Below are 25,041 nucleotides of genomic sequence, written 5' to 3'. Positions count from 1 at the left end.
GCGGAGAGGGTGACCTGCCCGCACCTCGTTCGCGCGGCAGAATGCTCGGAACGGATCGGGCTCTTGCTTGGACGCATGTCTGAACAAGGCCGGTCAGGTCCGGGCACTATTTAAAGCAGGGGCGCTACGCGCGTAGAGCGGCCCCTTTCCCGAGGAGAGTGCGCCATCGACGCGTCCAGCAGCCCTCCGCTCACCGCTCAGTCGACAGTCGCGGTAGAGCTCGCGGGCATCACCAAGCGATTCCCGGGTGTCGTCGCCAACCACGACATCCACCTGACGGTGCGCAAGGGCACCGTCCACGCCCTCGTCGGCGAGAACGGCGCCGGCAAGTCGACCCTTATGAAGATCCTCTACGGTATGCAGAAGCCGGACGAGGGCACCATCGAGGTCGATGGCGAGCTGGTGAGCTTCTCCAGCCCCGCCGACGCCATCGTCCGCGGCATCGGCATGGTCCACCAGCACTTCATGCTGGCCGACAACCTGACCGTGCTGGAGAACGTGGTGCTCGGCAGCGAGAAGCTGTATGGCATCGGTGGCAGCGCACGGAAGAAGATCAAGGAGATCTCCGACCGCTACGGCCTCGGCATCCGTCCGGACGTCCTCGTGGAGGACCTCGGCGTCGCCGACCGTCAGCGCGTGGAGATCCTCAAGGTCCTCTACCGCGGTGCGCGCACCCTGATCCTTGACGAGCCGACCGCGGTGCTCGTCCCGCAGGAGGTCGATGCGCTCTTCGACAACCTGCGCGAGCTGAAGTCCGAGGGCCTGTCCGTCATTTTCATCTCCCACAAGCTGGGCGAGGTGCTGTCCGTAGCCGACGACATCACCGTCATCCGGCGCGGTACGACCGTCGGCACCGCGATCCCGTCCCGGACCACCCCGCGCCAGCTGGCCGAGATGATGGTCGGCAGCGAGCTGCCCACCCCGGAGACCGCCGAGTCCACCGTCACCGACCGGCCGGTGCTGGAGGTCAGCAACCTCACCGTCCACGCCCGCGGCGCCGTCTCCCTCGGCACGGAGGATGAGCCCACAGGCGAGGGACTCACCGAGTTCGCGCCAGCGGGCGCGGTCAAGAAGGTCCTCGACGACGTCACCTTCACCATCCACGCCGGTGAGGTCATGGGCATCGCCGGTGTCGAGGGCAACGGCCAGACCGAGCTGATCGACGCGCTGATCGGCACCAAGCATGCCGACTCCGGCTCGATCAGCTTCCTGGGCGAGGACATCACCCCCTGGCCCACCCGCAAGCGCCGTGAGTCCGGCGTCGGCTACATCCCCGAGGACCGTCACCGCCAGGGCTTGCTCCTGGAGTCCCCGCTGTGGGAGAACCGCATCCTCGGCCACGTCACCGAGAAGCCCAACGCCAAGGGCTTCTGGCTCAACCCCAAGGGCGCCCAGGCCGACACCCGCCGCATCGTCGAGGAGTACGACGTCCGCACCCCCGGCATCGACGTCACCGCGGCCTCCCTGTCCGGCGGCAACCAGCAGAAGCTGATCGTCGGCCGCGAGATGAGCCACGACCCGAAGTTCCTGATCGCCGCCCACCCCACCCGTGGTGTGGACGTCGGCGCCCAGGCGCAGATCTGGGACCGCATCCGCGAGGCCCGCCGCGAGGGCCTGGCCGTGCTGCTGATCTCCGCCGACCTGGACGAGCTGATCGGCCTGTCGGACACCCTGCGCGTCATCTACGACGGCAAGCTGGTCGCCGACGCCGACCCGGCCACCATCACGCCGGAGGAGCTGGGCTCAGCCATGACGGGTGCCGCGACCGGTCACCTGGAGCACGAAGAGACCGCGCCCGAGGGCGACGACAACGCCGGTCCGGAGGACGAGGCCCGATGAAGAAGTTCGACAAGGAGCGGGTGCTCGTCGCGGTGGCCGGTCCGGTCATCGCGCTCGTCCTGGCGATCCTGCTGACCTCGGTGGTCCTGATCGCCTCGGGCAAGAACCCGATCGAGCCTTACCGCCTGATGCTGGAGCAGCTGCCCTACTCCGACATCCAGGTCCTGATCATCAACCAGGCGTCGCTGTACTACATCGCCGCCATCGCGGTCGCCCTCGGCTTCCGCATGAACCTGTTCAACATCGGCGTCGACGGCCAGTACCGCCTCGCCGCGGTGATGACCGCCGTCGTCGGCGCGAACGTCGCTCTGCCAGGCTTCCTGCAGATTCCGCTGCTACTGCTCGTGGCCATGTGTACGGGCGCCTTCTGGGCCGGTATCGCCGGCATCCTGAAGGTCACCCGCGGCGTCAGCGAGGTCGTCGCCACGATCATGCTGAACGCCATCGCCACCAGCATCATCGGCTACGTCACCCTCGCCAACGTGTGGGGCGTGCAGGTCGGCAACAACATGACAACCGGCATCATGAAGAAGTCCGGCTGGTTCCCGGGCATCAACCTGGGCTCGGACGTCGGCGAGATCTACGGCCTGGTTTTCCTCGCGGTCGTGCTCGGCATCGGCTACTGGCTGGTCCTCAACCGCACCCGCTTCGGCTTCGACCTGCGCGCCACCGGCGCCTCGGAGACCGCTGCCGCGGCCTCCGGCGTCGACGCCAAGCGCATGGTGCTGATCTCGATGCTGATCTCTGGCGCCATTGCGGGCCTCTCCGGTCTGCCGCTGCTGCTCGGCGACACCCATACCTATAGCCTGAGCTTCCCCGCGGGCCTCGGCTTCACCGCCATCGGCATCGCGCTGCTCGGCCGCAACAACCCGGGCGGCATCGCGCTCGCCGCCCTTCTATGGGCCTTTCTCGACAAGGCCTCGCCCGCCCTCGACTACGCGAGCCCGGTGGCGTACGACAAGGAGATCGCCACGATCATGCAGGGCCTGATCGTCTTCGCGGTCGTCATCTCGTACGAGGCCGTACGGCAGTGGGGTCTGCGCCGCCAGCAGCAGCAGGTCGGCGCCGAGCTGGCCGCCGCCGCTCAGAACACCAATAAGGAGGTGGCAGCCTGATGTCCACCGCGACCATCATCAAGCCGCAGGCGAAGCAGCCCGGCAAGGGCGGCCGCCGAATGTCGCTGCCGGTGCTTCTGCTCGTCATCGCGGGTGTGCTGGTGCTGACCTCGATCGTTCGCCTGATCACCGGCGCGGACGGCATCACCTCGGTCGGGCAGATGTCCACCGCGCTGCAGCTCGCAGTGCCGATCGGCCTCGCCGGCCTTGGCGGCCTGTGGGCCGAGCGCGCGGGCGTCGTCAACATCGGTCTCGAGGGCATGATGATCCTCGGCACCTGGTTCGGCGCCTGGGCCGGCTACCAGTGGGGCCCGTGGACCGGTGTCGTCTTCGGCATCATCGGCGGCGCGCTCGGCGCCGTCCTGCACGCCATCGCCACCGTCACCTTCAACGTCAACCACATCGTCTCCGGTGTGGCGCTGAACATCCTGGCCCTCGGCACCACCCGCTACCTGTCGAAGTTCACCTTCGCCAACGCGCCCCAGGGCTCCACCAAGCAGTCCCCGCCGATCGACTCCCTCGGCAGCTTCAGCATCCCGGGCCTGTCGGACTGGCTGGACACGCTCAACGGGAAGCACTGGTTCCTGGTCTCCGACATCGCCGGCCTGGTCGGCGGTCTGGTCACCGACCTTTCGCCGCTGACCGTGATCGCGGTCGCCCTGGTCCCTGGGACCTGGTGGGTGCTGTGGCGAACCTCCTTCGGTCTGCGCCTGCGCTCCTGCGGCGAGAACCCGGTGGCGGCCGAGTCCCTCGGCGTCAACGTGTACAAGTACAAGTACATCGCTGTGATCATCTCGGGTGCCTTCGCCGGCCTCGGCGGCGCGTTCCTGTCCATCGTCGCCTCGAACGTGTACCTCGACGGCCAGACGGCCGGCCGTGGCTACATCGGTCTCGCCGCGATGATCTTCGGCAACTGGATGCCAGGCGGCCTCGCTCTCGGCGCGGGCCTCTTCGGTTACACCGACAGCCTCAACCTGCGCGGCGGCACGGTGAACGTCCACGCGCTGATCCTGCTGCTGGCGATCCTGCTGGTGTTCGGCGCCGCTTATCTGGCGTGGAGGAAGAAGTACGTCTCCGCTGCGGTCACGGTCGTCGTCGCGGCCCTGATGCTCGTCTGGTACGCCTCTACGAACGAGGTTCCGCGTCAGTTGGTGACGGCCACCCCGTACATCGTCACGCTGCTCGTCCTGTCGCTGTCCGCGCAGAAGTTGCGTATGCCGAAGGCGGACGGTCTGCCGTACCGGAAGGGTCAGGGCAAGTGACCGAGGAAACCGCCGGGTTCGACTGGGAGGCGCTGCGAGAGGTGGCGCGTGAGGCGATGTCCCACGCGTACGCCCCCTACTCCGGCTTCCCGGTCGGCGTGGCGGCCCGGGTCGACGACGGCCGCACGGTCACCGGCTGCAACGTGGAGAACGCCTCCTACGGCCTCGGCCTGTGCGCCGAGTGCGGCCTGGTCTCGGACCTGCAGCGCACGGGCGGCGGCCGCCTCACGCACTTCTCCTGCGTGGACGGCAAGGGCGGCCTGCTCGTGCCGTGCGGCCGCTGCCGACAGCTGCTGTACGAGTTCGGCGGCCCGGACCTCCTCCTGGACACCCCGGCGGGCGTCCTCCCGCTCTCCGAGATGCTGCCCCAGGCCTTCGGGCCCGGGCACCTCTCCTCGTAAGTCCCGTACGGCCCCCCTGCCCCGCTCGCAGGGGGGCCGCACACTTCGCACCTCCCGGAAGGAACCACACCCGCCATGGCCATGGACGCCATCTCCGTGATCCGCACCAAGCGGGACCGCGGCGAGCTGACCGACGAGCAGATCGACTGGGTCATCGACGCGTACACCCGCGGCGAGGTCGCCGACGAGCAGATGTCCGCGCTCGCCATGGCGATCCTGCTCAACGGCATGCACCGCCGCGAGATCGCCCGCTGGACGGCCGCCATGATCGCCTCCGGCGAGCGCATGGACTTCTCCGCCCTGTCCCGCCCGACGGCCGACAAGCACTCGACGGGCGGCGTCGGCGACAAGATCACCCTCCCCCTGGCCCCGCTCGTGGCCGCGTGCGGAGCCGCCGTCCCGCAGCTCTCGGGCCGGGGTCTGGGCCACACCGGCGGCACCCTGGACAAGCTGGAGTCCATCCCGGGTTGGCGCGCGCTGCTCTCGAACGAGGAGATGCTGTCCGTGCTGGAGGGGACCGGCGCGGTGATCTGCGCGGCGGGCGACGGCCTGGCCCCGGCGGACAAGAAGCTGTACGCGCTGCGGGACGTGACGGGCACGGTGGAGGCGATCCCGCTCATCGCCTCCTCGATCATGTCGAAGAAGATCGCCGAGGGCACGGGCTCCCTGGTCCTGGACGTGAAGGTGGGCAGCGGCGCCTTCATGAAGACGCTGGACGACGCCCGCGAACTGGCGACCACGATGGTGGGCCTCGGCACCGACCACGGCGTGAAGACGGTCGCCCTCCTGACCGACATGTCCACCCCGCTGGGCCTGACGGCGGGCAACGCGCTGGAGGTCCGCGAGTCGGTGGAGGTCCTGGCGGGCGGCGGCCCGGCGGACGTGGTCGAGCTGACGCTGGCGCTGGCGCGGGAGATGCTGGACGCGGCGGGCATCAAGGACGCCGACCCGGCGAAGGCTCTGGCCGACGGGTCGGCGATGGACGTCTGGCGCCGCATGATCGCGGCGCAGGGCGGCGACCCGGACGCCGTGCTGCCCACGTCGAAGGAACAGCATGTGATCAAGGCGCCGTCCTCGGGTGTCCTGACCCGCCTGGACGCCTACGGCATCGGCATCGCGGCCTGGCGCCTGGGCGCCGGCCGCGCCCGCAAGGAGGACCCGGTGCAGGCGGCGGCGGGCGTCGAGATGCACGCCAAGCCGGGCGACGCGGTCACGGAGGGCCAGCCCCTGCTGACCCTGCACACGGACACCCCGGAGCGCTTCGAGTACGCGCTGCAGGCGGTCGAGGGCTCCTACGACATCGCGGCACCGGGTACGGACTTCACGCCGTCGCCGGTGGTGCTGGAACGTATCGCCTGACCAGGGGATTTCCCTTTCGGGTGAACGGGATCGGTGGACCTCCGCCGGTCCCGTTCGGCATGTTGGATGAGCCCATGGACGAGTTCGAGGGCGACTACCTGCTGACCGGCAATGAGTGGGACGAACTCGTCTGGGTCTGGAAGCGGACCGAGGCTCCCAAGGGCTGCAAGGTGGAGATCATCGCGGCTGGAGCTGTATGTGCCCGATCTCGCCGTGGTGCCGGAGGAGACATTGCGAGACGGGGACGAGTACATCGCTTCCGCTGACGTGGCTGAACTCGTCATGGAGATCACTTCGGCCACCACCGCGCGGACCGATCGCATCACCAAAGCCGCGGGTTATGCAGAGGCAGGCGTTCCGCTCTACCTTCTCGCAGACCGGCTGGCACCGTCAGGCCCCACGGTCACCCTGTACGGCGAACCGGAAGACGGCACCTACCGGGTCCTGGCCCCGGCACAGTTCGGCTCGCCCGTCGAGTTGCCCGCACCCTTCCGCCTTACGCTCACCGTCGACTGACCCGGCGTCACCCCAGCACCGCCGCCACCCCCACCAGTACCGGCACCGACACCACCGTCGACAGCAGGATCGACTCACGGGCCAGGGACTCGGCCACCCGGTAGCGGCTGGCGTACGTGAAGAGGTTCTGCGCGGCCGGGAGGGCCGAGGTCACCACCGCGTCCAGCAGCGGAGCGCCGTGCAGGCCGAAGACGTACCTCGCCAGTGCCCACGCCACCGCAGGCTGCCCCAGCGACTTCAACGCCACGGACAGCAGCACCGGTTGACGGTCCCGGCCCCGGCCGGGGGCCGAACTGCCGTGCAGCGACATGCCGAAAACCAGCAGCGCCGCCGGGACGGACATGTTGCCGATCAGGGTGAGGGGATTCATCAGCGGGCCGGGGACCGTCCAGCCCGCCGCCGACACCACCACCCCCGACAGCGAGCCCACCGCTATTGGATTGCGCAGCGGTGTCAGCAGGCGCCGCCACAGCGTGCCCTTCTCGCCCATGCCCGACAGATCCAGGATCGTCAGCGCGATGGGCGTCACCAGGACCACCTGGAAGAGCAGCACCGGCGCCACCAGGGACGCATCGCCCAGGACGTACGCCGCGATCGGGATGCCGAGGTTGCCCGAGTTCACATAACCGGAGCACAGGGCGCCGATGGTCGTACGGCCCACACCCCACCGGCACGCCGCACCGACCAGGGCGAACACCCCCGCGACCACGGCCGTGCTCAGCGCCGTCACCAGCAGTCGGGCCGAGAACAGCACCGACAGGTCGGCGCGCGCGAGGGTCGTGAAGAGGAGCGCGGGGCCCGCCACCGTGAAGGCCAGCCGGGTCAGCACCTCGCCGCCCTGCGCCCCGAGCGTCCCGCGCCGCCCGAGCACATAGCCCACCGCGATGACGACCGCGATCACCGCGAACCCGCTCAGCACCCCCGTCACACGGCCAACCCTCCGAGGAGAAGGGGCAACTGGTCAATGTGATCCGTGCCGAGGATGATCCGTGGCGATGAGTTCGGCCCGGCCCGCCGGTCTACCGCACGTGAAGGCCAAGGAACCCGCCGTGCTCGTGCTGCCCGGCCCCGTCACCCGGGACGAGGTGGCGGGGCTGTGTGCCCAGGTGCGGACGCTGCTGGCGGGCAGCGGCGCCCGCGTCGTCGTCTGCGACGTGGGCGGGCTCGGGCCTCCGGGCCTGGCCGCCGTGGACCTGCTGGCACGGCTGGAGCTGGCCGCCCGCCGGGCCGGCGGGCGGATCCGGCTGCGGGACCCCGATCCCGCGCTACACGCCCTTCTCGACCTCGTCGGGCTCCGCTTCCAGGTGGAGGGGGAGGCCGAAGAGCGGGAACCAGCGCTTGGTGTCGAGGAAGCAGTGGAAACCGGTGATCCGGCCCCCTGACAGCTCCAGCACCTGCACGGCCCAGGGACCGAAACCGCCCTTCTCCTCGTCCGGCTTGTAGTGCGCGAACCCCGGCAGGCCGTTGACCTGCACCGGCAGCAGGCGCGACCCGGCGCAGGAGGCGCCGAGCGTCGACATGAAGCCGGTGATGTCGGCCGGGCCGCGCAGCCACAGGTCGAACGGCGGCATCGTCATGACGGCGTCCTCGTGCAGCAACGCCGTCAGTGCCGTCATGTCATAGCCCTCGAAGGCTTTGACATAGCGCTCCAGGAGTTTCTGCTGCTCCTCGTCCAGAGGATCGGACACCGCGCCCTCGGGGCCTGCGTCCGCGCGTTCCGCGAGCGTGGCCCGCGCCCGCTGCAGGGCGCTGTTGACCGAGGCGACCGAGGTGTCCAGCAGCTCGGCGACCTCGCTCGCCCTCCAGGCCAGCACCTCGCGCAGGATCAGCACCGCCCGCTGCTTGGGCGGCAGCTGCTGGAGGGCCGCCATGAAGGCCAGCCGGATCGACTCCTTCGCGACCGCGGCCTCCGCCGGGTCGTCGACCGTCGGCAGCACGCGCGCGTCCGGCATCGGCTCCAGCCAGGTGTGGTCCGGGCGGGGGGAGAGGGCCGCCTGCGCGAGCGGCGTCGATTCGGTCAGGTCCATCGGTCTCGCCCGCTTGTTGCCGGCCGTCAGCATGTCCAGGCACACGTTCGTCGCGATCCGGTACAGCCACGAGCGCAGACTGGAGCGGCCCTCGAACTTGTCGTAGCTCCGCCAGGCCCGCACCAGGGTGTCCTGCACCGCGTCCTCCGCCTCGAAGGAGGAGCCGAGCATGCGGTAGCAGTACCCGGTCAGCTCGGTCCGGTGCTTCTCCAGTGCGACGTCGAGGTCCGCCGTCGCCGTGCTGTCGCCCATCGTCCACCCACCCCTGTGGCCGTATCTGCAGCGCTCCTTCGCGCCCCAGCACCTTGGAAGCTACCGCAGGGCACTGACAATGGCGCCCAGAGTGGGAAATGCGCAGTTCGGAGGCGCGCCTGAGAACCATGGTGGTTCGGCTCGGGGCGTCTTCAGGCCGCGATCGCGGCAGGCGAGCGGCGGGCCGCCACGGAGCCGAGGACCGTGATCGTCACCACGCCCAGCACCGCCAGGAGACCCACGCCGACCGTCCCCTCCCAGCCGTCCGCGTGGAAGGCCGTCGCGCCGACGGTGCTGCCGACGCTGGAGCCGATGTAGTACGTGGACTGGTACAGCGCCGAGGCCTGGGCGCGGCCTCGCGTGGCCGTCTTGCTGACCGCCGAGGAGGCGACCGCGTGGCCCGCGAAGAAGCCCGCCGTGATCAGCACCAGGCCCAGCAGGACCAGCGGCAGCGAGGGGACCAGCGAGAGCAGCAGGCCCGCCGCCGTCGTACCGCCCGCCAGGTACAGCGCGCCCCGGCGGCCGAGCCGGCCCACCAGCCGGCCCGCCGTGGACGCCGACACCGTGCCCACCAGGTAGACCAGGAAGATCGAGCCGATGATGCCCTGCGGCAGCCCGAACGGTGCGCCCGTCAGCCGGTAGCCGATCACCGTGTACACACCGCCGAACACCGTCATGAACAGCGCGCCGATCGCGTACAGCCGCCGCAGCAACGGGTTCGCGAGGTGGTCGCGGACCGTGCCGAGCAGGACGCGGGGCCGCAGCGAGCCCGCCGTGAAGTGCCTCGGCGCCGGCAGCAGCAGCCGGAAGGCGATCGCGCAGCCCACGGCGATCAGGCCGATCGCGCCGACGGCGACCCGCCAGCCCCACTCCTGGGCCACCCAGCCGGTGATCACCCGGCCGCTCATGCCGCCCACGCTGTTGCCCGCGACGAACAGGCCGATCGCCGTGACCAGCGCCTTCGGCCGGACCTCCTCGGCCAGATAGGCCTGTGCCGAGGCCGGCAGACCGGCCAGCGCCGCGCCCTGCACCGCCCGCAGCACCACCAGCGCGCCGAGCGACGGCGCGAACGGCACCAGCAGCCCCACGGTCACCGCGACGGCCAGCGAGGCCGTCATCACCGTACGGCGGCCGAAGCGCTCGGACAGGGCGCTCATCGGCAGGACGAAGAGCGCCAGTCCGCCGGTCGCGGCCGCCACGGTCCAGCTCGCCTCGCTCGCCGCGACCCCGAACTCACCGGAGATCAGCGGCAGCAGGGCCTGCGTGGAGTACAGAAGGGCGAAGGTAGCGACTCCGGCGAGGAAGAGGGCGAGGCTCATCCGGCGGTAGCCGGGGCCGCCCGGAGTCATACGGGAGTCGGAGGCGGAGGTGTCGGAGACGGGGACGGTCGTTGCGGCGTCCACGGTGATGGACGCCCCGGTACTGGCGGGAGACATGCCACGACCGTAGGTACGGCCCGTCTCATCCGTCCAATGCATGGAATCGCCATAATCGTTCCCATGCAGCATCAGCAGAGCTCACAGCCTCGCCTGTCACCGAACAGTGACACAGAAGACATGTCGGTGATGTCGCGGGTACTGGCTCCCCGCCTCGCGTACTTCGCCGGCGTGGCCCGCACCGAGCACGTCACCCGCGCCGCCCACGAGATGAACGTCCCGCAGTCCACCCTCTCCCGTGCGATGGCCCGCCTGGAGCAGGACCTGGGCGTCGACCTGTTCGCCCGGCACGGCCGTACGGTCTCCCTGACCCCCGCCGGCCGGACCTTCCTCACCTCCGTCGAACGCGCCCTCGCCGAGATCGAGCGGGCCGCGGAGGAGGTGCGCGCCGACGCCGACCCCGCCACCGGCAAGGTCGCCTTCGGCTTCCTGCACACCATGGGCGCCGAGACCGTGCCCGGCCTCCTGCATGCCTTCCGCGAGGACCACCCGCGCGTCCGCTTCAGCCTGGTGCAGAACTACGGCGAGGCGATGCTGGAGGGCCTGCGCGCCGGCGAACTGGACCTCTGCCTCACCTCGCCCGTCCCCGACGCCCCCGACCTGGTCGCCCGCCGCCTGGACGAGCAGAAACTCCGCCTGGTGGTCCCCGCCGACCACCGGCTGGCCGCCCGCCGCCGCATCCGCCTCGCCGAGGCGGCCGAGGAAACCTTCGTCACCCTGGAACCCGGCTACGGCCTGCGCCGCATCTTCGACGCCCTGTGCCGCGAGGCCGGCTTCCGCCCGAGGGTCGCCTTCGAGGGCGAGGAGGCGGAGACCCTGCGGGGCCTGGTGGCGGCGGGCCTGGGCGTCGCCCTTCTGCCACCGCCCACAGTCCCCAGGCCGGGGGTGGTGGAACTGACGGTCACGGCCCCGAGGGCGGTACGGGAGATCGGCGTGGCGTGGCTGGCGGACCGCCCCGACACCCCACCGGTGGCCGCCTTCAAGAAGTTCCTGCTCTCGAGAAAGGGCAACCTGCTCCCCTCCTGAGGGACGCCTACCGCCTCAGCGACCGCCCGAACCCCGCAGCCAGCGGCATCCGAAGCCCGATCGGCGGCGGAGCGGCAAGCGCATCCTCGACAGGGCGGGACACGGGGTGCCCGAACAGTGCCCCCATCATGAAGTCGACGGCCAGGGAGGCGACTTCGTCCCGGTGCCCGTGCAACCCGTGTCCGTCGGAGTGCACTTCGAACCGGCACACCTCCCGGTTGACCTTCTTCGCCCGCGCCGCGAACCGGAACGACAGCTCGGGATCGGTCCGCTCGTCATTCGTGCCGTGCACGATCAGCACCCGCCGCCCCACGAGCTGCTTCACCGGCTCGGCGGGCGCGGCGACGTCGTCCTCCGGCAGCCAAGGGGCGAGCGCGACAACGGAGTTGACTGCCTCGTGGCCGCCCGCCCGCAGCGCCGCCCGTCCGCCCATGTCCACCCCGACCAGGCACACGGAAACGTCGCCGTACCGTCGTACGACCTCGTCGGCGGCCCACTCGGCATCCGCGGCCAGATGCGCCTCGCTCCCGTTCCAGCCCCGGCAGCGGTAGTGGACGGCATGGACAGCCAACCCCTCCTCCCGCCCCGCGCGGGCGAGCCGTCGGCCCAGCGAGCGCAGCGCGATCGTCGCCCGCACGGGGGACGGCCTGCGGGTGGAGGCCTCCTCCCCGCCGGGGAGCAGCAGCACCGCTCCGCTCACCGCCGTCGGCACCGGGCCGACCGCCTTTCCCAGCCCGGCCGTTCGGACCGGTGTCGCTTGCTGTCCCATGACAGAACAGTGTCAGAAGGGGCGGTGTACCAAACCCGTACGTGCGGTCACCGTTGGGTATCGGCGGAAAACCGTCGCCGAAGAACTGTCGCGTTCGCGGGGATCTCTACGCGCGTAGGCGTTACAGTGCGGAAATGACGAGCCAGACTGCACCAAGTGGGGCCGTTCCGACGCCGGACCAGATCCGCCGGGCACCCAAGGTTCTGCTGCACGATCATCTCGACGGCGGTCTCCGCCCCGGAACCGTCGTCGAACTCGCCCACGCGAGCGGCTATTCGGAGCTTCCCGAGACCGATCCGGACAAGCTGGGCATCTGGTTCCGCGAGGCCGCCGACTCCGGCTCGCTGGAACGGTATCTGGAGACCTTCAGGCACACCGTCGGGGTGATGCAGACGCGGGACGCGCTCGTCCGGGTCGCCCGCGAGTGCGCCGAGGACCTGGCGGAGGACGGCGTCGTCTACGCCGAGGTGCGCTACGCCCCCGAACAGCATCTCGAAGGGGGGCTCACCCTCGAAGAGGTCGTCGAGGCCGTCAACGAGGGGTTCCGGCAGGGCGAGCGGCTCGCCCGGGACAACGGCCGCCGCATCCGCGTCGGCGCCCTGCTGACCGCCATGCGGCACGCCGCCCGCTCCCTGGAGATCGCCGAACTCGCCAACCGCTACCGGGACTCCGGGGTCGTCGGCTTCGACATCGCGGGCGCCGAGGCCGGCTACCCGCCCACCCGGCACCTGGACGCGTTCGAGTACCTCAAGCGCGAGAACAACCATTTCACCATCCACGCGGGTGAGGCCTTCGGGCTGCCGTCCATCTGGCAGGCGCTGCAGTGGTGCGGCGCCGACCGGCTCGGGCACGGCGTGCGGATCATCGACGACATCGAGGTCCACGAGGACGGCTCCGTCACGCTCGGCCGGCTGGCGTCGTACGTCCGGGACAAGCGGATCCCGCTGGAGCTGTGCCCCAGTTCCAACCTGCAGACCGGGGCCGCGCCCTCCTACGCCGAGCATCCGATCGGGCTGCTGCGCCGGCTGCATTTCCGGGCCACCGTGAACACCGACAACCGGCTGATGTCGCACACCAGTATGAGCCAGGAATTCGAGCATCTCGTCGAGGTGTTCGGTTACACGCTCGACGACCTTCAGTGGTTCTCTGTCAATGCAATGAAATCTGCGTTCATTCCTTTCGATGAACGGCTCGCTATGATCAATGACGTCGTCAAGCCGGGATATGCGGAGCTGAAATCCGAATGGCTGTTCCGGCAGACGGCCTCCACCAGCGGTTCTGCCGGTTCGGCGGGATAGCGGCGACTCGGCGGGCTGACGGGTTGTGAAAGACGGTTCACAACCCGTCCGCATTTCGGTGTTTGCGGCGGGTGATCGGGCGTGTTTACGGTCGAGGACCGTTCATCGTTTTTGTTCTCCGTCCCCTATTTCAAGGACGCACTCACCATGAAGCACTCTGCCGTCAGGACTCTCGGTGTCGCCGCTCTCGGTGCCGCTTTCGCCGCCGTCGGCGCCGGCGCGGCCAACGCGGCGGCCCCGGCCGTACCGGACGCGACCCCGGCGCTCGACACCGTCTCCAGGACGCTGCCGGCCGGGGACGCCGGCATCGCCCAGCCGGGCACCACCGACGCCCTCACCCGGGGACAGGACGCCCTGGGCGCCGGCATGGCCGCCGCGCAGCCGGCCGTCGAGAACGCGCTGCACGGCGGGCCGACCGGGCCGGTCCACAGCCGCCTCGGCGGACTGCCCGTGCAGGGCGCGCCCGTGCACGGCCTGCCGGTCAACGGCCTCTCGCTCGGCTGACGCCGGCTGACGTACGACGCCGTCGGGGCGCCTCGGTCAGGACCGGGGGCGCCCTGTCGGCGTTTCGCGTACGGCCGTCACCAGGCGGTAGGCGGTAGGCGGCCGGCGGTCACCAGGCGGTACTCGTCCGGTCCTCGGCCGGCAGCAGGATCCACAGCGCTATGTAGAGCAGGAACTGGGGTCCGGGCAGCAGGCAGGACAGCAGGAAGATCACCCGCATGGTTGTCGCGGAGGTGCCGAAGCGCCGTGCGAGTGCTGCGCACACTCCGCCGATCATGCGGCCGTGGGTCGGGCGGGCAAGGGTGGACATGTCGGCTCCTCCGTGTTCGTCGGTTCCTGTCGACGGCTGTGTTCCATTCAGCTGTCTTCGACGGTACGGACACGAAGCGGACGAAGCGTCACTCTATGGAGCCATCCCGACCCTGGGAATCGTCGGGGTACGCCCCTGAGACAGCTCCTCCTGGACGGTGAGGGGCTCGGCCCCGGCCTGGTCCTGCAACTGCCGCCGCCGTACATGGGCGCGGCCCGCCGGTACGACCACCAGGTGGGCGAGCGCGACACCGGCGGTGTTCAGCAGCAGCGAGTCCACGTCCACGACCCGGCCCGGCACGCCGGTCTGCAGCAGGGCGATGCCGAGGGAGACCAGGGCGCCGGCGGCGGTCGTACGGATCAGGGAGGAGACCGGGGAGACGGCGAGCCTGCCGTGCGCCATCGGCAGCAGCACGCCCAGCGGGGCGAGCAGGGCCAGCCCCTCGCCGATGGGTCTGGCGGCCTCCGGCCAGCCCAGGGCCAGGTCGGCCCGGATGCCGGCGAGGGGGTGCAGGTTGGGGGGTGTCACCCAGGGGACGTCCAGGGGTCGCAGCATCAGCCAGGCGACGAGGGCGAGGTGGGCGACGAGGAGGACACCTCCTGCCACCCGGATACGGATCGCGGCGCTGTCGCCGCCGATGGAGCCTTGACGCTGCACGCCCCCCAAGACGCACTCCCGTACCCGATCGGTTCCGCCCCGCAACTTCCCGGTCGCCCTGCGCTCCGGAAAGGGGTTTCGCACACGGAGGGCAACCCGGCGACCCCTCCGGGTCGCTACCTCCCCGCGACCTCGCTGGACGGCGGCTCGACGCTGCCCGGGCGGTCGCGGACGTCGTCGGTGCACGCGTAGCGGCGCAGCGGTCCCTGGTCCGGGCCGCCGAGGACGACCGTGCCGTCGCCCTCCGTCGCCGCGGAGTCGGAGAGCGTGCACACCACCTGGGCCAGGGCGTAGGAGGTGAGCCGGGACGGCGCCGTGCCCAGGCGGAGCGTCTCCTCGGGGTCCCCGCGGCCGGGACCGCGCACGGTGAGACCGCCCGGCACGTACGTCGTGTAGCCCGCGGAGCGCTCCGCGGCGGACGGGGACGCGGCGAGCTGGTCCAGGAGCCCCTGGGCCACGATCACGCGGCGCCGCGCGTCCGGGGTGCCCTCGGGGACGCGTACCGTCCGGTCGACGGTCACCAGGGACGCGCCGCAGAGCAGGAAGACCTGCACGGGCACGCCCTGCGCGGACTGCGTGGCCCGGTCCGGCCCCGGCAGCGAGCACGGCACCCGGGACGGCGCCGCCCCGAAGTCGGTCGGCACCTGGGTGGCCCGGATGCCGCAGCCGGAGAGCAGCAGGCCGAGGAGGGGCAGCGCCAGCAGGCGTCGCACGGTCAGGCGTCGTACGGACATCACCCCTCCTTTCCTGAACTTCCCGGGCTCCCGGAGTTCCCGGAAGCGTCCTTGTCGGTCTTTGTGCCCTCGTCGGGTTCCTCCGTCAGCCGGGAGGCGTCCCGCGGCAGCCGCAGTGTGAACACCGCGCCGCCTTCCGGGGAGTTGGCGGCGGTGATCTCACCGCCGTGGATGTGGGCGTTCTCCATGGCGATGGACAGGCCCAGCCCGCTGCCCTCGGAGCGCGGCCGGGAGGCGCTCGCCTTGAAGAAGCGGTCGAAGACGTGGGGGAGCACGTCCTCGGGGATCCCCGGGCCGTGGTCACGCACCGCGATGACCAGGTCGTCGCCGTCTATGCGCACCGACACCCGCACCGGCGACCCGCCGTGCTTGAGCGCGTTGCCGATCAGGTTGGCGAGGATGACGTCCAGCCGGCGCGGGTCGAGGCGGGCGTGGATGCCACGCTCGGCGTCCAACTCGACCGCGTCCAGCCAGGCCCGGGCGTCGATGCAGGCGGTGATCTGGTCGGCGAGGTCGACGTCGTCCAGGACCAGCCGGGCGGTGCCCGCGTCGAAGCGGGTGACCTCCATCAGGTTCTCGACCAGGTCGTTCAGGCGCCGGGTCTCGCTGACCACCAGCCGGACCGCGGGCTCGATCATCGGGTCGATCCCGCCCGCCTCGGACTCCAGCTCCTCCTCCAGCACCTCCGTCACGGCGGTGATGGCGGTCAGCGGCGTCCGCAGTTCGTGGCTCATGTCGGCGACGAAGCGACGCGAGGCGTCGTCCCGCGCCGCCATCTCCGCGACCCGCTGCTCCAGCGCCTCGGCGGCGTTGTTGAACGTCCGGGAGAGATCGGCGAGTTCGTCGGTCCCCGACACCCGCAGCCGCGTGTCCAGCCTGCCCTCGCCGAGCCGCCGGGCGGCGACCCCCAGCCGGTGCACCGGTTTCAGCACGGTCGTGGCGGCGGCCTGTGCGAGCAGCGCGGCGCCGATCAGCGCGAGCCCGGTGGCGATGCCCAGCGACCAGGCCAGCGAGTTGAGGTCCTTCGCCTCCGGCTCCAGCGACTTGGCCATGTAGCCCGTGGGCCCGCCGCCGATCACCCGCGAACCGGCCACCAGGTACGGCGTGCCGTGGTCCACGACCCGCTGCCAGTACAGGTGGTACGGCTCCTTGTTGGTGTCGGTCACCTGCTGCTGCTTGTCCACGGCCGCACGCAGCGACCCCGGCACGTCCTCCAGCGAGAAGCCGTTGATGCCGCCCGAGTTGCCGTACACCGTCTTGCCGTCGGCGTCCTGGGCGACCAGCAGCACGCTGAAGTGCTGGCTGCTCGCCGCCATCTGGCCGGCCGCGCGCTGGAGTTGGTCCTGTGTGGGGTGCGCCGGCAGCGCGCCCGCGCGGTTCTGCATCTCCTGCCGGAAGTCGCGCAGCACCGCGTCCTGGGCCCGGGTGAGCACCGCCTCCCGGTTCAGCCAGTAGGCGATGCCGGACGCCGAGACGGCGGCCGTCAGCGCCACCAGCGCGAAGACGACGACCAGGCGCAGCCTGAGGCTGGTGAACCTGAGCCGCGACAGATTTCCCTTGCGCCCCGCGGCCCAGCCGCGCAAGCCCCGTTGCTTGTCGGTCACTGAGGAGTGTCCAGGCGGTAGCCGACACCACGGACGGTACGGATCAGCGTCGGGGACGACGGCACGTCCTCGACCTTCGCGCGCAGCCGCTGCACACAGGCGTCCACGAGCCGCGAGTCACCGAGATAGTCGTGCTCCCACACCAGCCGCAGCAGCTGCTGCCGGGACAGCGCCTGACCGGGCCGCCGGCTCAGCTCCAGCAGCAGCCTCAGCTCGGTCGGGGTCAGCTGCAGATCCTCGCCGTTCTTCGTCACGGTCATCGCCGACCGGTCGATGACCAGGCTGCCGAACGTCGCCGAGTCGCTGGACTCGCGCTCCCCGCGCCGCAGCACCGCCCGGATCCGGGCGTCCAGCACCCGGCCCTGCACCGGCTTGACCACATAGTCGTCGGCGCCGGACTCCAGCCCGACCACCACGTCGATGTCGTCGCTCCGCGCGGTCAGCAGGATGATCGGCAACTGGTCGGTGCGCCGGATGCGACGGCACACCTCGAAGCCGTCGATGCCGGGCAGCATCACGTCCAGCACGATCAGGTCGGGCCGCTGCTCGCGCAGCAGCTTCAGACCGTCCTCACCGCTGGCAGCGGTCGCCACCCGGTGACCCTGGCGCGTCAGGGAGAGCTCCAGGGCCGTGCGGATGGCGTCGTCGTCCTCGATCAGCAACAGGGAAGGCACGGGCTCATTCTGGCCCATGGACGGGCTGTCGTACGACCCGCCGACACCGGGCCTTCCCTACCGCCACCATCTGTGCACTTCCTGTGACGATGCTGGGCCGGACCCCTGTGACAGGTCTGTGACAGTCGGCGGACACGTCCATGAAGTGGCCCCGGCAGTCTTTTGGGCACGGGCAGGGCGGCCAGCCGAGCCGGCCCGGGCAGGACCGAACGACCGGAAGTCCACCACGGGGAGCGCGAGATGAACACGCTGCACAGCATCAGCACCAGCGCCGTAATCACGCGACTGCACGATGTGCACCGGGGTGCCGAGAAGTCCGGTGCCGTGAGCGGGCGGGGGTGCGCTCGCGGCACCGGGCGTCAGCACACCGCCTACATGACGGTGGTTGACGCGCACACGGGGGAGGCGCACGGGGGATCCGCGTACAGGGAGGACTCGGGGGAGCAGCGCCGTTCCCTGACGGAGGCGGAGTTCACCGCCTACGTCCAGGAGCGCCGCGCCTCCCTGTACGCCACCGCCTACCACCTGACCGGCGACCGCTTCGAGGCCGAGGACCTGCTGCAGAGCGCACTGTTCTCGACGTACAAGGCGTGGGACCGGATCAGCGACAAGGCCGCGGTCGGCGGATACCTCCGCCGCACCATGACCAACCTGCACATCAGCGCCTGGCGGCGCCGCAAGCTCAACGAGTACCCGACCGAGGAACTGCCGGAGACGCCCTCCGACACGGACGCGATGCGCGGCACCGAGCTGCGCGCGGTCCTGTGGCAGGCGCTTTCCCGGCTGCCCGAGCTCCAGCGCACCATGCTGGTCCTGCGCTACTACGAGGGCCGCACGGACCCGGAGATCGCGGAGATCCTCGACATCAGTGTCGGCACGGTGAAGTCCAGCATCTGGCGCTCGCTGCGCCGGCTGCGCGAGGACGAGGTCCTCAGCTTCGGCCGTGACGAGGAGGACGCCTTCGGCGAGCTGGTCGCCTGAAGGTCAGGGGTCACCGTGAGGTGATCCGACGGGGGAACACGGGGGACACGGGGGAAGAGCGGAGGGGGACACGGGGGAAGCGGGGGAGCACGAGAAGCGGGACTGGAGGGTCGGGGGGCCCTGTCCAGTCCCGTTTCCGTTTGCGCCGTTCCTGTACGGCTCCGCGGCGGCTACGCCACCGTCTGCCGACGCGCGTGCCGCCCCGCCGCCGCTGCCGCGAGCCGCCCCAGCGCCTCGTCGCGGTCGCACGGATGCGCACCCAGCGCCACCTGGCGGGAGACGATCGAGCGTTCCGCGCGCATCAGCCGCCAGCCGCGGCGCAGCAGGAACGGCACCGACTTGCGGCCCTCCTTCAGGTCCCGCAGGAACCGCCGCCGGAACGTGGTGACCGGCCCGCGGCTCAGGCACAGCGCGTCCGCGAGCACGCCCAGTTCCCGGCAGCGCGCGACGATCTCCGCGGCGAACACGCCCTCCGCTATGAACAGCGGGGTACGGCCGATGTGCAGCGTCTCCTCGCCGGTACGGGCGCTCAGCGCGATGTCGTACACCGGCACCGGCGCCGAACCCGTCGCGCACAGCCGGGTGATGGCCTCCACCGCGACCTGGGTGTCCCAGGAGTCCGGGTGGTCCCAGTCGATGTCCGAACTCCCCTCCACCAGGGGCAGAGTGGGGTCGTCGCCCTCCTTGTAGAAGTCGTCCAGACGCAGGACGGGAAGCCCGGAGCGGGCGGCGACAAGGGACTTGCCCGAGCCCGAGGGGCCGCAGAGCAGCACGACACGGGCGGGGGACGGGGGATGAATGCTCACGGAACACCAGTTTGACGTATGGCGGCGTGCCTGCCGACCCCGCGGGTCGGCTTTTGAGCGTGACTCCCGCCTCAACTACCCTGCGTGTCGACAGCTTCACCCTGAGTATCAGAAGGTGGCCCGGCAATGACACGACTGACGTCCCCCCGCAACCACACCGCGCGGCGCGCCCTGATCGTCCTCGCGACCGCCTCTGCGGCGCTGGGTGCGGGCGCTGCGACGGCGTCCGCGGACGCCGCTCGCGTCCCGGACGTGCCCCTGCGGCCGGCCTCGCTCGGGGCGATGGCCCCGCAGGAAGGAGCCCGGGTGCCGGGATTGACCGACTACGCCGCCATCCCCGTCCAGGCCCTGCAGTACACCCCCGTCGCCCACACCCGTGTCCTGCCGGCGGACGACGGCGACCTCGGCGGCCTGACGGGACCGCTCGCCCGGATGGGCCCGATCGGCGCCGTCCCGGCGGCGGAGGGACTCGGGGGAGTGCTGGGCGGCCTGACCGGGGCCGGGGGCTGACCGCAGAAGGAGGGAGCCGCGCCGCCCCTGGACGGAGGGGCGGCGCGGCTCCCGGCTGTCGTGGCCGTCAGGCCGTCGTGGCCGTCAGTACGACGAGCCGGACGCGCCCAGTGACCCCGTCGGATGCCACACCGTCTTCGTCTCCAGGAACGCCGTCATCCGGTCGGTGCCCGGCGCCTCGAAGTAATCCACAGCCTGTGGACGAAGAACCCGCTTCAGATTGTCGGCCGCCGCGATCTCCAGCTCCTTCGCCAGCTCCTCGTCCGCACCCGCGAGGTCGATCGCGTTGACGTCCTGGTGCGCGGCCAGCGGCGCCGCGAGCTCGGCCGTACGGCCGGAGAGGATGTTCACCACACCGCCCGGCACGTCGGAGGTGGCCAGCACCTCGGCCAGGGACAGGGCGGGAAGCGGGGACTTCTCGCTCGCGATCACGACCGCCGTGTTGCCGGTGGCGATCACGGGCGCGAGCACCGAGACCAGGCCCAGGAACGACGACTCCTGCGGGGCCAGTACGGCGACCACGCCCGTCGGCTCGGGGGAGGAGAGGTTGAAGAAGGGGCCCGCGACCGGGTTGGCGCCGCCGATCACCTGGGCGATCTTGTCGGTCCAGCCGGCGTACCAGACCCAGCGGTCGACGGTCGCGTCCACGACCGCGGCGGCCTTCGACTTCGACAGGCCCTCGGCGTCGGCCACTTCCCGGACGAACTGGTCCCTGCGGCCCTCCAGCATCTCCGCGACGCGGTAGAGGACCTGGCCGCGGTTGTACGCCGTCGCGCCGGACCAGCCGCCGAACGCCTTGCGCGCGGCCACGACCGCGTCCCGGGCGTCCTTGCGGCTCGACCGGGGAGCGTTGGCCAGCCAGTTGCCCTTGGAGTCGGTCACCTCGTACACCCGGCCGCTCTCGGAACGCGGGAACTTCCCGCCGACGTACAGCTTGTAGGTCTTGAACACCGACAGTCGTGCATCAGACATCGAGGTACGCCTCCAGGCCGTGGCGGCCGCCCTCGCGGCCGAAGCCCGACTCCTTGTAGCCGCCGAACGGCGAGGTCGGGTCGAACTTGTTGAACGTGTTGGACCAGATCACGCCCGCGCGGAGCTTGTTCGCGACCGCCAGGATGCGCGAGCCCTTCTCGGTCCAGATGCCCGCCGACAGGCCGTACTGCGTGTTGTTCGCCTTCGCGACCGCCTCGTCCGGGGTGCGGAAGGTGAGGACCGACAGCACCGGGCCGAAGATCTCGTCCCGGGCGATGGTGTGCGCCTGGGTGACGTTCGTGAACAGCGTCGGGGCGAACCAGTACCCGGAGGCGGGCAGTTCGCAGGCCGGGGACCAGCGCTCGGCGCCCTCCGCCTCGCCCTGCTCGGCCAGCGCGGTGATCCGGGCCAGCTGCTCGGCGGAGTTGATCGCGCCGATGTCGGTGTTCTTGTCCAGCGGGTCGCCGAGGCGGAGCGTGGACAGGCGGCGCTTGAGGGAGTCCAGCAGCTCGTCCTGGATCGACTCCTGCACCAGCAGACGGCTGCCCGCGCAGCAGACCTGGCCCTGGTTGAAGAAGATGCCGGTGACGATGCCCTCGACGGCCTGGTCGATCGGCGCGTCGTCGAAGACGATGTTGGCGCCCTTGCCGCCCAGTTCGAGGGTGAGCTTCTTCCTCGTGCCCGCGACCGTGCGGGCGATCTCCTTGCCGACGGCCGTGGAGCCGGTGAAGGCCACCTTGTTCACGTCCGGGTGCGCGACGAGCGCCGCGCCCGTGTCGCCGTAGCCCGGCAGGATGTTGACGACACCCTTGGGCAGGCCGGCCTGGCGGCAGATGTCCGCGAAGAACAGGGCGGAGAGAGGGGTCGTCTCGGCGGGCTTCAGGACGACCGTGTTGCCGGTCGCCAGCGCCGGGGCGATCTTCCACGCCAGCATCAGCAGCGGGAAGTTCCAGGGGATGACCTGGCCGGCGACGCCCAGCGGCCGCGGGTTCGCACCGAAGCCCGCGTGGTCGAGCTTGTCCGCCCAGCCCGCGTAGTAGAAGAAGTGGGCCGCCACCAGGGGCAGGTCGGCGTCCCTCGTCTCCTTGATCGGCTTGCCGTTGTCCAGCGTCTCCAGGACGGCCAGCTCACGGCTGCGCTCCTGGATGATCCGGGCGATGCGGAACAGGTACTTCGCGCGCTCGGAGCCGGGCAGCGCCGACCACTTCTCGAAGGCCCTGCGGGCGGCCTTGACCGCGCGGTCGACGTCCTCGGCGCCGGCCTGGGCGACCTCGGACAGCACCTCTTCCGTGCTGGGGCTGACCGTCTTGAAGACCTTGCCGTCGGCCGCGTCCGTGAACTCGCCGTCGATGAACAGGCCGTAGGAGGGGGCGATGTCGACGACCGAGCGGGACTCGGGCGCCGGTGCGTACTCGAAAACCATGATCGATCAGTCCACCGTCACGTAGTCGGGGCCGGAGTAGCGGCCGGTGGCCAGCTTCTGACGCTGCATCAGCAGGTCGTTCAGCAGCGAGGAGGCGCCGAAGCGGAACCAGTGGTTGTCCAGCCAGTCCTCGCCCGCGGTCTCGTTGACCAGGACCAGGAACTTGACGGCGTCCTTGGAGGTGCGGATGCCGCCGGCCGGCTTCACGCCGACCTGGACGCCGGTCTGGGCGCGGAAGTCCCGTACGGCCTCCAGCATGAGGAGGGTGTTGGCCGGGGTCGCGTTCACCGCCACCTTGCCGGTCGAGGTCTTGATGAAGTCGGCGCCGGCCAGCATGCCGAGCCAGGAGGCGCGGCGGATGTTGTCGTACGTCGACAGCTCGCCGGTCTCGAAGATGACCTTCAGCCGGGCGGACTGGCCGCAGGCCTCCTTCACGGCGACGATCTCGTCGTACACCTTCAGGTACTTGCCGCCGAGGAACGCACCCCGGTCGATGACCATGTCGATCTCGTCGGCGCCGGCGGCGACGGCGTCACGGACGTCGGCCAGCTTCACGTCGAGGGCGGCACGGCCGGCCGGGAAGGCGGTGGCGACCGAGGCGACCTTCACGCCGGAGCCGGCGACGGCCTCCTTGGCGACGGCCACCATGTCGGGGTAGACGCAGACCGCGGCGGTCGCCGGGGTCGTACGGTCCGTGGGGTCGGGGTGGACCGCCTTGGCGCCGAGCGCCCGGACCTTGCCCGGGGTGTCCGCGCCTTCCAGCGTCGTCAGGTCGACCATCGAGATGGCGAGGTCGATGGCGTACGCCTTCGCGGTGGTCTTGATGGAACGGGTGCCGAGAGACGCGGCGCGCGCCTCCAGGCCGACCGCGTCGACGCCGGGCAGCCCGTGCAGGAAGCGGCGCAGCGTACTGTCGGACGCGGTGACGTCCGAGAGAGCGTGAGCTGTGGGTGCGGTAGTGGGCATGGTCACCAGACGAGCATATCTACGCGCGTAGCAGCTGTACAGCCCCGTGCTCGTCCCCGGTCCCGAGATCACGGATGAGCGCCGGTTCCGGGGCGTGTGGCGGCACCGCCGCCGGTGTCATGCAGACTGGGCCCATGACCACCCCCGACCACCAGTCACCCGCGTCACAGCCCACCGCCAAGGACCGGATCTACCGCTCGCCCATGGCGCTCGTGGGCGGCGTGCTGCTGCTCGCCGTCATCGGCTGGCTCGGCTTCGACGCGCTGTTCCAGGGCCATGGCCGCGCACCGTGGCTGGCACTCGCCGGGATGATCCTGATCGTGCCGCTGGTGATCGCCTTCACACTGCGCCCGGCGGTCTTCGCGGGCGAGGACCGGCTGCGGGTGCGCAACCCGTTCCGGGTGATCGGCCTGCCCTGGGGCGAGGTCGCCTCGCTGCGCTCCGGCTACTCCAACGAGGTCGTCGCGAAGTCCGGCCGCAAGTACCAACTGTGGTCGGTCCCCGTGTCGCTGCGGGGCCGCAAGAAGGCGGAGATGCGCAAGTCGCGGGCGGCGGCGGACGCGGGGCGCGGCGGGGTGCAGGCGCGCCGCAGCCTCGGCTTCGGCGGCATGGGCGGCATGGGTGGCTTCGGCGGCACCGGTGCCGCGGGCCTGCAGACCGGCCCGACCCGCGCGGAGTCCGACCAGGTCATGGACGACCTGCGGGAGCTGCTGGACCGGCGTGGCGAGGCGGAGTCGGCGCAGGGGGAGGTCACCGTGCGCTGGGCGTACGAGGTGATCGCGCCCACGCTGGCGGGCGCGGTGCTGCTGCTGATCCTGCTGGTCACCGGGTGAAGGTCCCGGTCACCGGGTGAGGTTCGCCGGGCGCCCGGTGCGGGCGGCCGGCCGGACACGGTCCCCGGCCGCGGGGGCGGGCGGGGGTCACAGCGAGCGGCAGCGCGGGCTGTGGATCACGCGTGAGCCTCCGCCGCCGTACGTCCTGGACGGATGGAACCTGCGGCTGAAGTCCATGGGGATGTCCAGCGCGAAGAAGTTCTTCCCGTTCCCCGTCCGCGCGCGCAGGCGGATCCGGTGCTCGGCCACCGGCACCGCCTCGGGCAGCCGCAGGATCCACGTCTGCCTCCACCGCCCGGCGGGGGGCCTGGGGTCAACCGGGAGGCGCGCGCCCATCTGCGCCAGCAGCTCGGGCAGCCGGTACCACCTGTCCAGCAGCTTCACCGGACCGAACTTCATGATCACGTTGCAGGTGACCCGGGTCAGGTCGACGGCCTCCTTGAGGTGGCCCTCGATCTCGCAGCGGACCTGGTGCCCGAGCCACGGCAGTGCGGGTGTCAGCGTGATGGTGAGGATGTCCAGCACGTAGGTGTCGTCGCTGACGTCTTCCACCAGACCCACAGTCATCTCACTCACCCCGCGGTGTCTCGAGTACGGGACGCCCTCGGGCCGCGCCCCGTTCATCCCCGGGAGAAGGGGGCAGCGGCCCGTGGCGTGCGTCTTGCGCCACTTCCCCACCCGTTCGGGGGCGGGGATCGATGGGACGGAAGCCGACGGCGCTCGCGTCGGGACAGGCACCGACGGCAAGGCGCGCTCCGGCGGACGTC

27 protein-coding genes are annotated in these 25,041 nt (G+C 70.9%); 13 read left to right on the top strand and 14 right to left on the bottom strand.

All coding sequences use genetic code 11. The features are described from left to right. The first annotated feature begins 165 nt into the window (after positions 1-165). The 6 genes from LMU33_RS16075 (at position 166) to LMU33_RS16050 (ending at position 6,492) form a co-directional block, all read left to right on the top strand. Entirely contained in the window at positions 166-1,839 is a 1,674-nt protein-coding gene (locus LMU33_RS16075) for an ABC transporter ATP-binding protein (RefSeq protein WP_228621299.1), read from the top strand. Then, positions 1,836-2,954 carry an ABC transporter permease gene (locus LMU33_RS16070; RefSeq protein WP_228621070.1) on the top strand — a complete coding sequence of 373 codons (1,119 nt, stop codon included), beginning with the start codon at positions 1,836-1,838 and terminating at the stop codon, positions 2,952-2,954. Before LMU33_RS16075 ends, LMU33_RS16070 begins: the two co-directional genes overlap by 4 nt. Beyond that, on the top strand, positions 2,954-4,216 hold the full coding sequence (locus LMU33_RS16065) for an ABC transporter permease (protein WP_228621069.1): 1,263 nt from the start codon (positions 2,954-2,956) through the stop codon (positions 4,214-4,216). The genes LMU33_RS16070 and LMU33_RS16065 overlap by 1 nt, the downstream gene beginning before the upstream one ends. Further along, complete coding sequence (locus tag LMU33_RS16060; RefSeq protein WP_228621068.1) at positions 4,213-4,617, top strand: cytidine deaminase; 405 nt, start codon at positions 4,213-4,215, stop codon at positions 4,615-4,617. The genes LMU33_RS16065 and LMU33_RS16060 overlap by 4 nt, the downstream gene beginning before the upstream one ends. Positions 4,618-4,692: 75 nt before the next feature. Continuing rightward, positions 4,693-5,976, top strand: coding sequence for a thymidine phosphorylase (locus LMU33_RS16055; RefSeq protein WP_228621067.1), 1,284 nt, complete (start codon positions 4,693-4,695; stop codon positions 5,974-5,976). Between the two features lie 198 nt (positions 5,977-6,174). Continuing rightward, entirely contained in the window at positions 6,175-6,492 is a 318-nt protein-coding gene (locus LMU33_RS16050; protein WP_308280785.1) for a Uma2 family endonuclease, read from the top strand. A 7-nt stretch (positions 6,493-6,499) separates the two neighbouring features. Here the strand turns inward: LMU33_RS16050 and LMU33_RS16045 are convergent, their stop codons facing one another. After that, complete coding sequence (locus tag LMU33_RS16045; RefSeq protein ID WP_228621066.1) at positions 6,500-7,420, bottom strand: AEC family transporter; 921 nt, start codon at positions 7,418-7,420, stop codon at positions 6,500-6,502. A gap of 67 nt (positions 7,421-7,487) precedes the next feature. On the opposite strand from LMU33_RS16045, the gene LMU33_RS16040 reads away from it, so the two are divergent. Next, a complete protein-coding gene (locus LMU33_RS16040; protein WP_228621298.1) occupies positions 7,488-7,874 on the top strand; it encodes an STAS domain-containing protein in 387 nt (128 codons plus the stop codon). Here LMU33_RS16040 and LMU33_RS16035 read toward each other — a convergent pair. Both LMU33_RS16035 and LMU33_RS16030 read right to left on the bottom strand, forming a co-directional pair. Then, complete coding sequence (locus LMU33_RS16035; RefSeq protein ID WP_228621065.1) at positions 7,758-8,771, bottom strand: sigma-70 family RNA polymerase sigma factor; 1,014 nt, start codon at positions 8,769-8,771, stop codon at positions 7,758-7,760. The genes LMU33_RS16040 and LMU33_RS16035 overlap by 117 nt on opposite strands. A 152-nt stretch (positions 8,772-8,923) precedes the next feature. Further along, positions 8,924-10,207, bottom strand: a complete 1,284-nt coding sequence (locus LMU33_RS16030; RefSeq protein WP_228621064.1) for an MFS transporter — start codon at positions 10,205-10,207, stop codon at positions 8,924-8,926. A 63-nt stretch (positions 10,208-10,270) separates the two neighbouring features. On the opposite strand from LMU33_RS16030, the gene LMU33_RS16025 reads away from it, so the two are divergent. Continuing rightward, entirely contained in the window at positions 10,271-11,233 is a 963-nt protein-coding gene (locus LMU33_RS16025) for a LysR family transcriptional regulator (RefSeq protein WP_228621063.1), read from the top strand. 7 nt (positions 11,234-11,240) lie between these two features. On the opposite strand, the gene LMU33_RS16020 is transcribed toward LMU33_RS16025, so the two are convergent. After that, on the bottom strand, positions 11,241-12,002 hold the full coding sequence (locus tag LMU33_RS16020; protein ID WP_228621062.1) for a prolyl oligopeptidase family serine peptidase: 762 nt from the start codon (positions 12,000-12,002) through the stop codon (positions 11,241-11,243). Positions 12,003-12,136: 134 nt separating this feature from the next. On the opposite strand from LMU33_RS16020, the gene LMU33_RS16015 reads away from it, so the two are divergent. Next, the gene (locus LMU33_RS16015; protein WP_228621061.1) at positions 12,137-13,300 is read left to right on the top strand and encodes an adenosine deaminase; all 1,164 of its coding nucleotides are present in this window, start codon (positions 12,137-12,139) and stop codon (positions 13,298-13,300) included. Between the two features lie 147 nt (positions 13,301-13,447). Then, complete coding sequence (locus LMU33_RS16010; RefSeq protein WP_228621060.1) at positions 13,448-13,804, top strand: ATP-binding protein; 357 nt, start codon at positions 13,448-13,450, stop codon at positions 13,802-13,804. A gap of 109 nt (positions 13,805-13,913) precedes the next feature. Here the strand turns inward: LMU33_RS16010 and LMU33_RS16005 are convergent, their stop codons facing one another. The 5 genes from LMU33_RS16005 to afsQ1 form a co-directional block, all read right to left on the bottom strand. After that, on the bottom strand, positions 13,914-14,114 hold the full coding sequence (locus LMU33_RS16005; RefSeq protein WP_228621059.1) for a PspC domain-containing protein: 201 nt from the start codon (positions 14,112-14,114) through the stop codon (positions 13,914-13,916). 93 nt (positions 14,115-14,207) lie between these two features. Beyond that, positions 14,208-14,771, bottom strand: a complete 564-nt coding sequence (locus tag LMU33_RS16000) for a VanZ family protein (RefSeq protein ID WP_228621058.1) — start codon at positions 14,769-14,771, stop codon at positions 14,208-14,210. Positions 14,772-14,887: 116 nt separating this feature from the next. Continuing rightward, positions 14,888-15,505: a hypothetical protein gene (locus LMU33_RS15995; RefSeq protein ID WP_228621057.1), complete on the bottom strand. Its 618-nt coding sequence runs from the start codon at positions 15,503-15,505 to the stop codon at positions 14,888-14,890. Further along, positions 15,505-17,109 (bottom strand): ATP-binding protein, encoded by a 1,605-nt coding sequence (locus tag LMU33_RS15990; RefSeq protein ID WP_228621056.1) that lies wholly within the window; start codon positions 17,107-17,109, stop codon positions 15,505-15,507. The genes LMU33_RS15995 and LMU33_RS15990 overlap by 1 nt, the downstream gene beginning before the upstream one ends. Then, positions 17,106-17,783, bottom strand: coding sequence for a two-component system response regulator AfsQ1 (gene afsQ1, locus LMU33_RS15985; protein WP_190012869.1), 678 nt, complete (start codon positions 17,781-17,783; stop codon positions 17,106-17,108). Before afsQ1 ends, LMU33_RS15990 begins: the two co-directional genes overlap by 4 nt. Positions 17,784-18,023: 240 nt before the next feature. Between afsQ1 and LMU33_RS15980 the strand changes: the two genes are divergently transcribed. Next, positions 18,024-18,764: a SigE family RNA polymerase sigma factor gene (locus tag LMU33_RS15980; RefSeq protein ID WP_228621055.1), complete on the top strand. Its 741-nt coding sequence runs from the start codon at positions 18,024-18,026 to the stop codon at positions 18,762-18,764. A gap of 170 nt (positions 18,765-18,934) precedes the next feature. Here LMU33_RS15980 and LMU33_RS15975 read toward each other — a convergent pair whose 3' ends face one another. Beyond that, on the bottom strand, positions 18,935-19,570 hold the full coding sequence (locus LMU33_RS15975) for a uridine kinase family protein (RefSeq protein WP_228621054.1): 636 nt from the start codon (positions 19,568-19,570) through the stop codon (positions 18,935-18,937). A 126-nt stretch (positions 19,571-19,696) separates the two neighbouring features. Between LMU33_RS15975 and LMU33_RS15970 the strand changes: the two genes are divergently transcribed. Next, positions 19,697-20,080, top strand: a complete 384-nt coding sequence (locus tag LMU33_RS15970; protein WP_228621053.1) for a hypothetical protein — start codon at positions 19,697-19,699, stop codon at positions 20,078-20,080. Between the two features lie 84 nt (positions 20,081-20,164). Here the strand turns inward: LMU33_RS15970 and LMU33_RS15965 are convergent, their stop codons facing one another. From LMU33_RS15965 to deoC, 3 genes are read right to left on the bottom strand one after another with little or no spacing between them, the layout of a single operon-like run. Continuing rightward, entirely contained in the window at positions 20,165-21,052 is an 888-nt protein-coding gene (locus LMU33_RS15965) for an aldehyde dehydrogenase family protein (protein WP_228621052.1), read from the bottom strand. Next, positions 21,045-22,475, bottom strand: coding sequence for an aldehyde dehydrogenase family protein (locus LMU33_RS15960; RefSeq protein ID WP_228621051.1), 1,431 nt, complete (start codon positions 22,473-22,475; stop codon positions 21,045-21,047). The genes LMU33_RS15965 and LMU33_RS15960 overlap by 8 nt, the downstream gene beginning before the upstream one ends. Positions 22,476-22,481: 6 nt before the next feature. After that, positions 22,482-23,441 (bottom strand): deoxyribose-phosphate aldolase, encoded by a 960-nt coding sequence (gene deoC, locus LMU33_RS15955; RefSeq protein ID WP_228621297.1) that lies wholly within the window; start codon positions 23,439-23,441, stop codon positions 22,482-22,484. A gap of 134 nt (positions 23,442-23,575) precedes the next feature. Here deoC and LMU33_RS15950 point away from each other — a divergent pair, with 134 nt between their 5' ends. Beyond that, on the top strand, positions 23,576-24,274 hold the full coding sequence (locus LMU33_RS15950) for a PH domain-containing protein (protein ID WP_228621050.1): 699 nt from the start codon (positions 23,576-23,578) through the stop codon (positions 24,272-24,274). 87 nt (positions 24,275-24,361) lie between these two features. Here the strand turns inward: LMU33_RS15950 and LMU33_RS15945 are convergent, their stop codons facing one another. Further along, positions 24,362-24,841 (bottom strand): hypothetical protein, encoded by a 480-nt coding sequence (locus LMU33_RS15945; protein WP_228621049.1) that lies wholly within the window; start codon positions 24,839-24,841, stop codon positions 24,362-24,364. Positions 24,842-25,041 lie beyond the last annotated feature (200 nt).

The sequence above is a fragment of the Streptomyces barringtoniae genome (genome assembly GCF_020819595.1).
GTDB lineage: Bacteria > Actinomycetota > Actinomycetes > Streptomycetales > Streptomycetaceae > Streptomyces > Streptomyces barringtoniae.
This window is presented reverse-complemented; position numbering and strand designations above follow the sequence as displayed.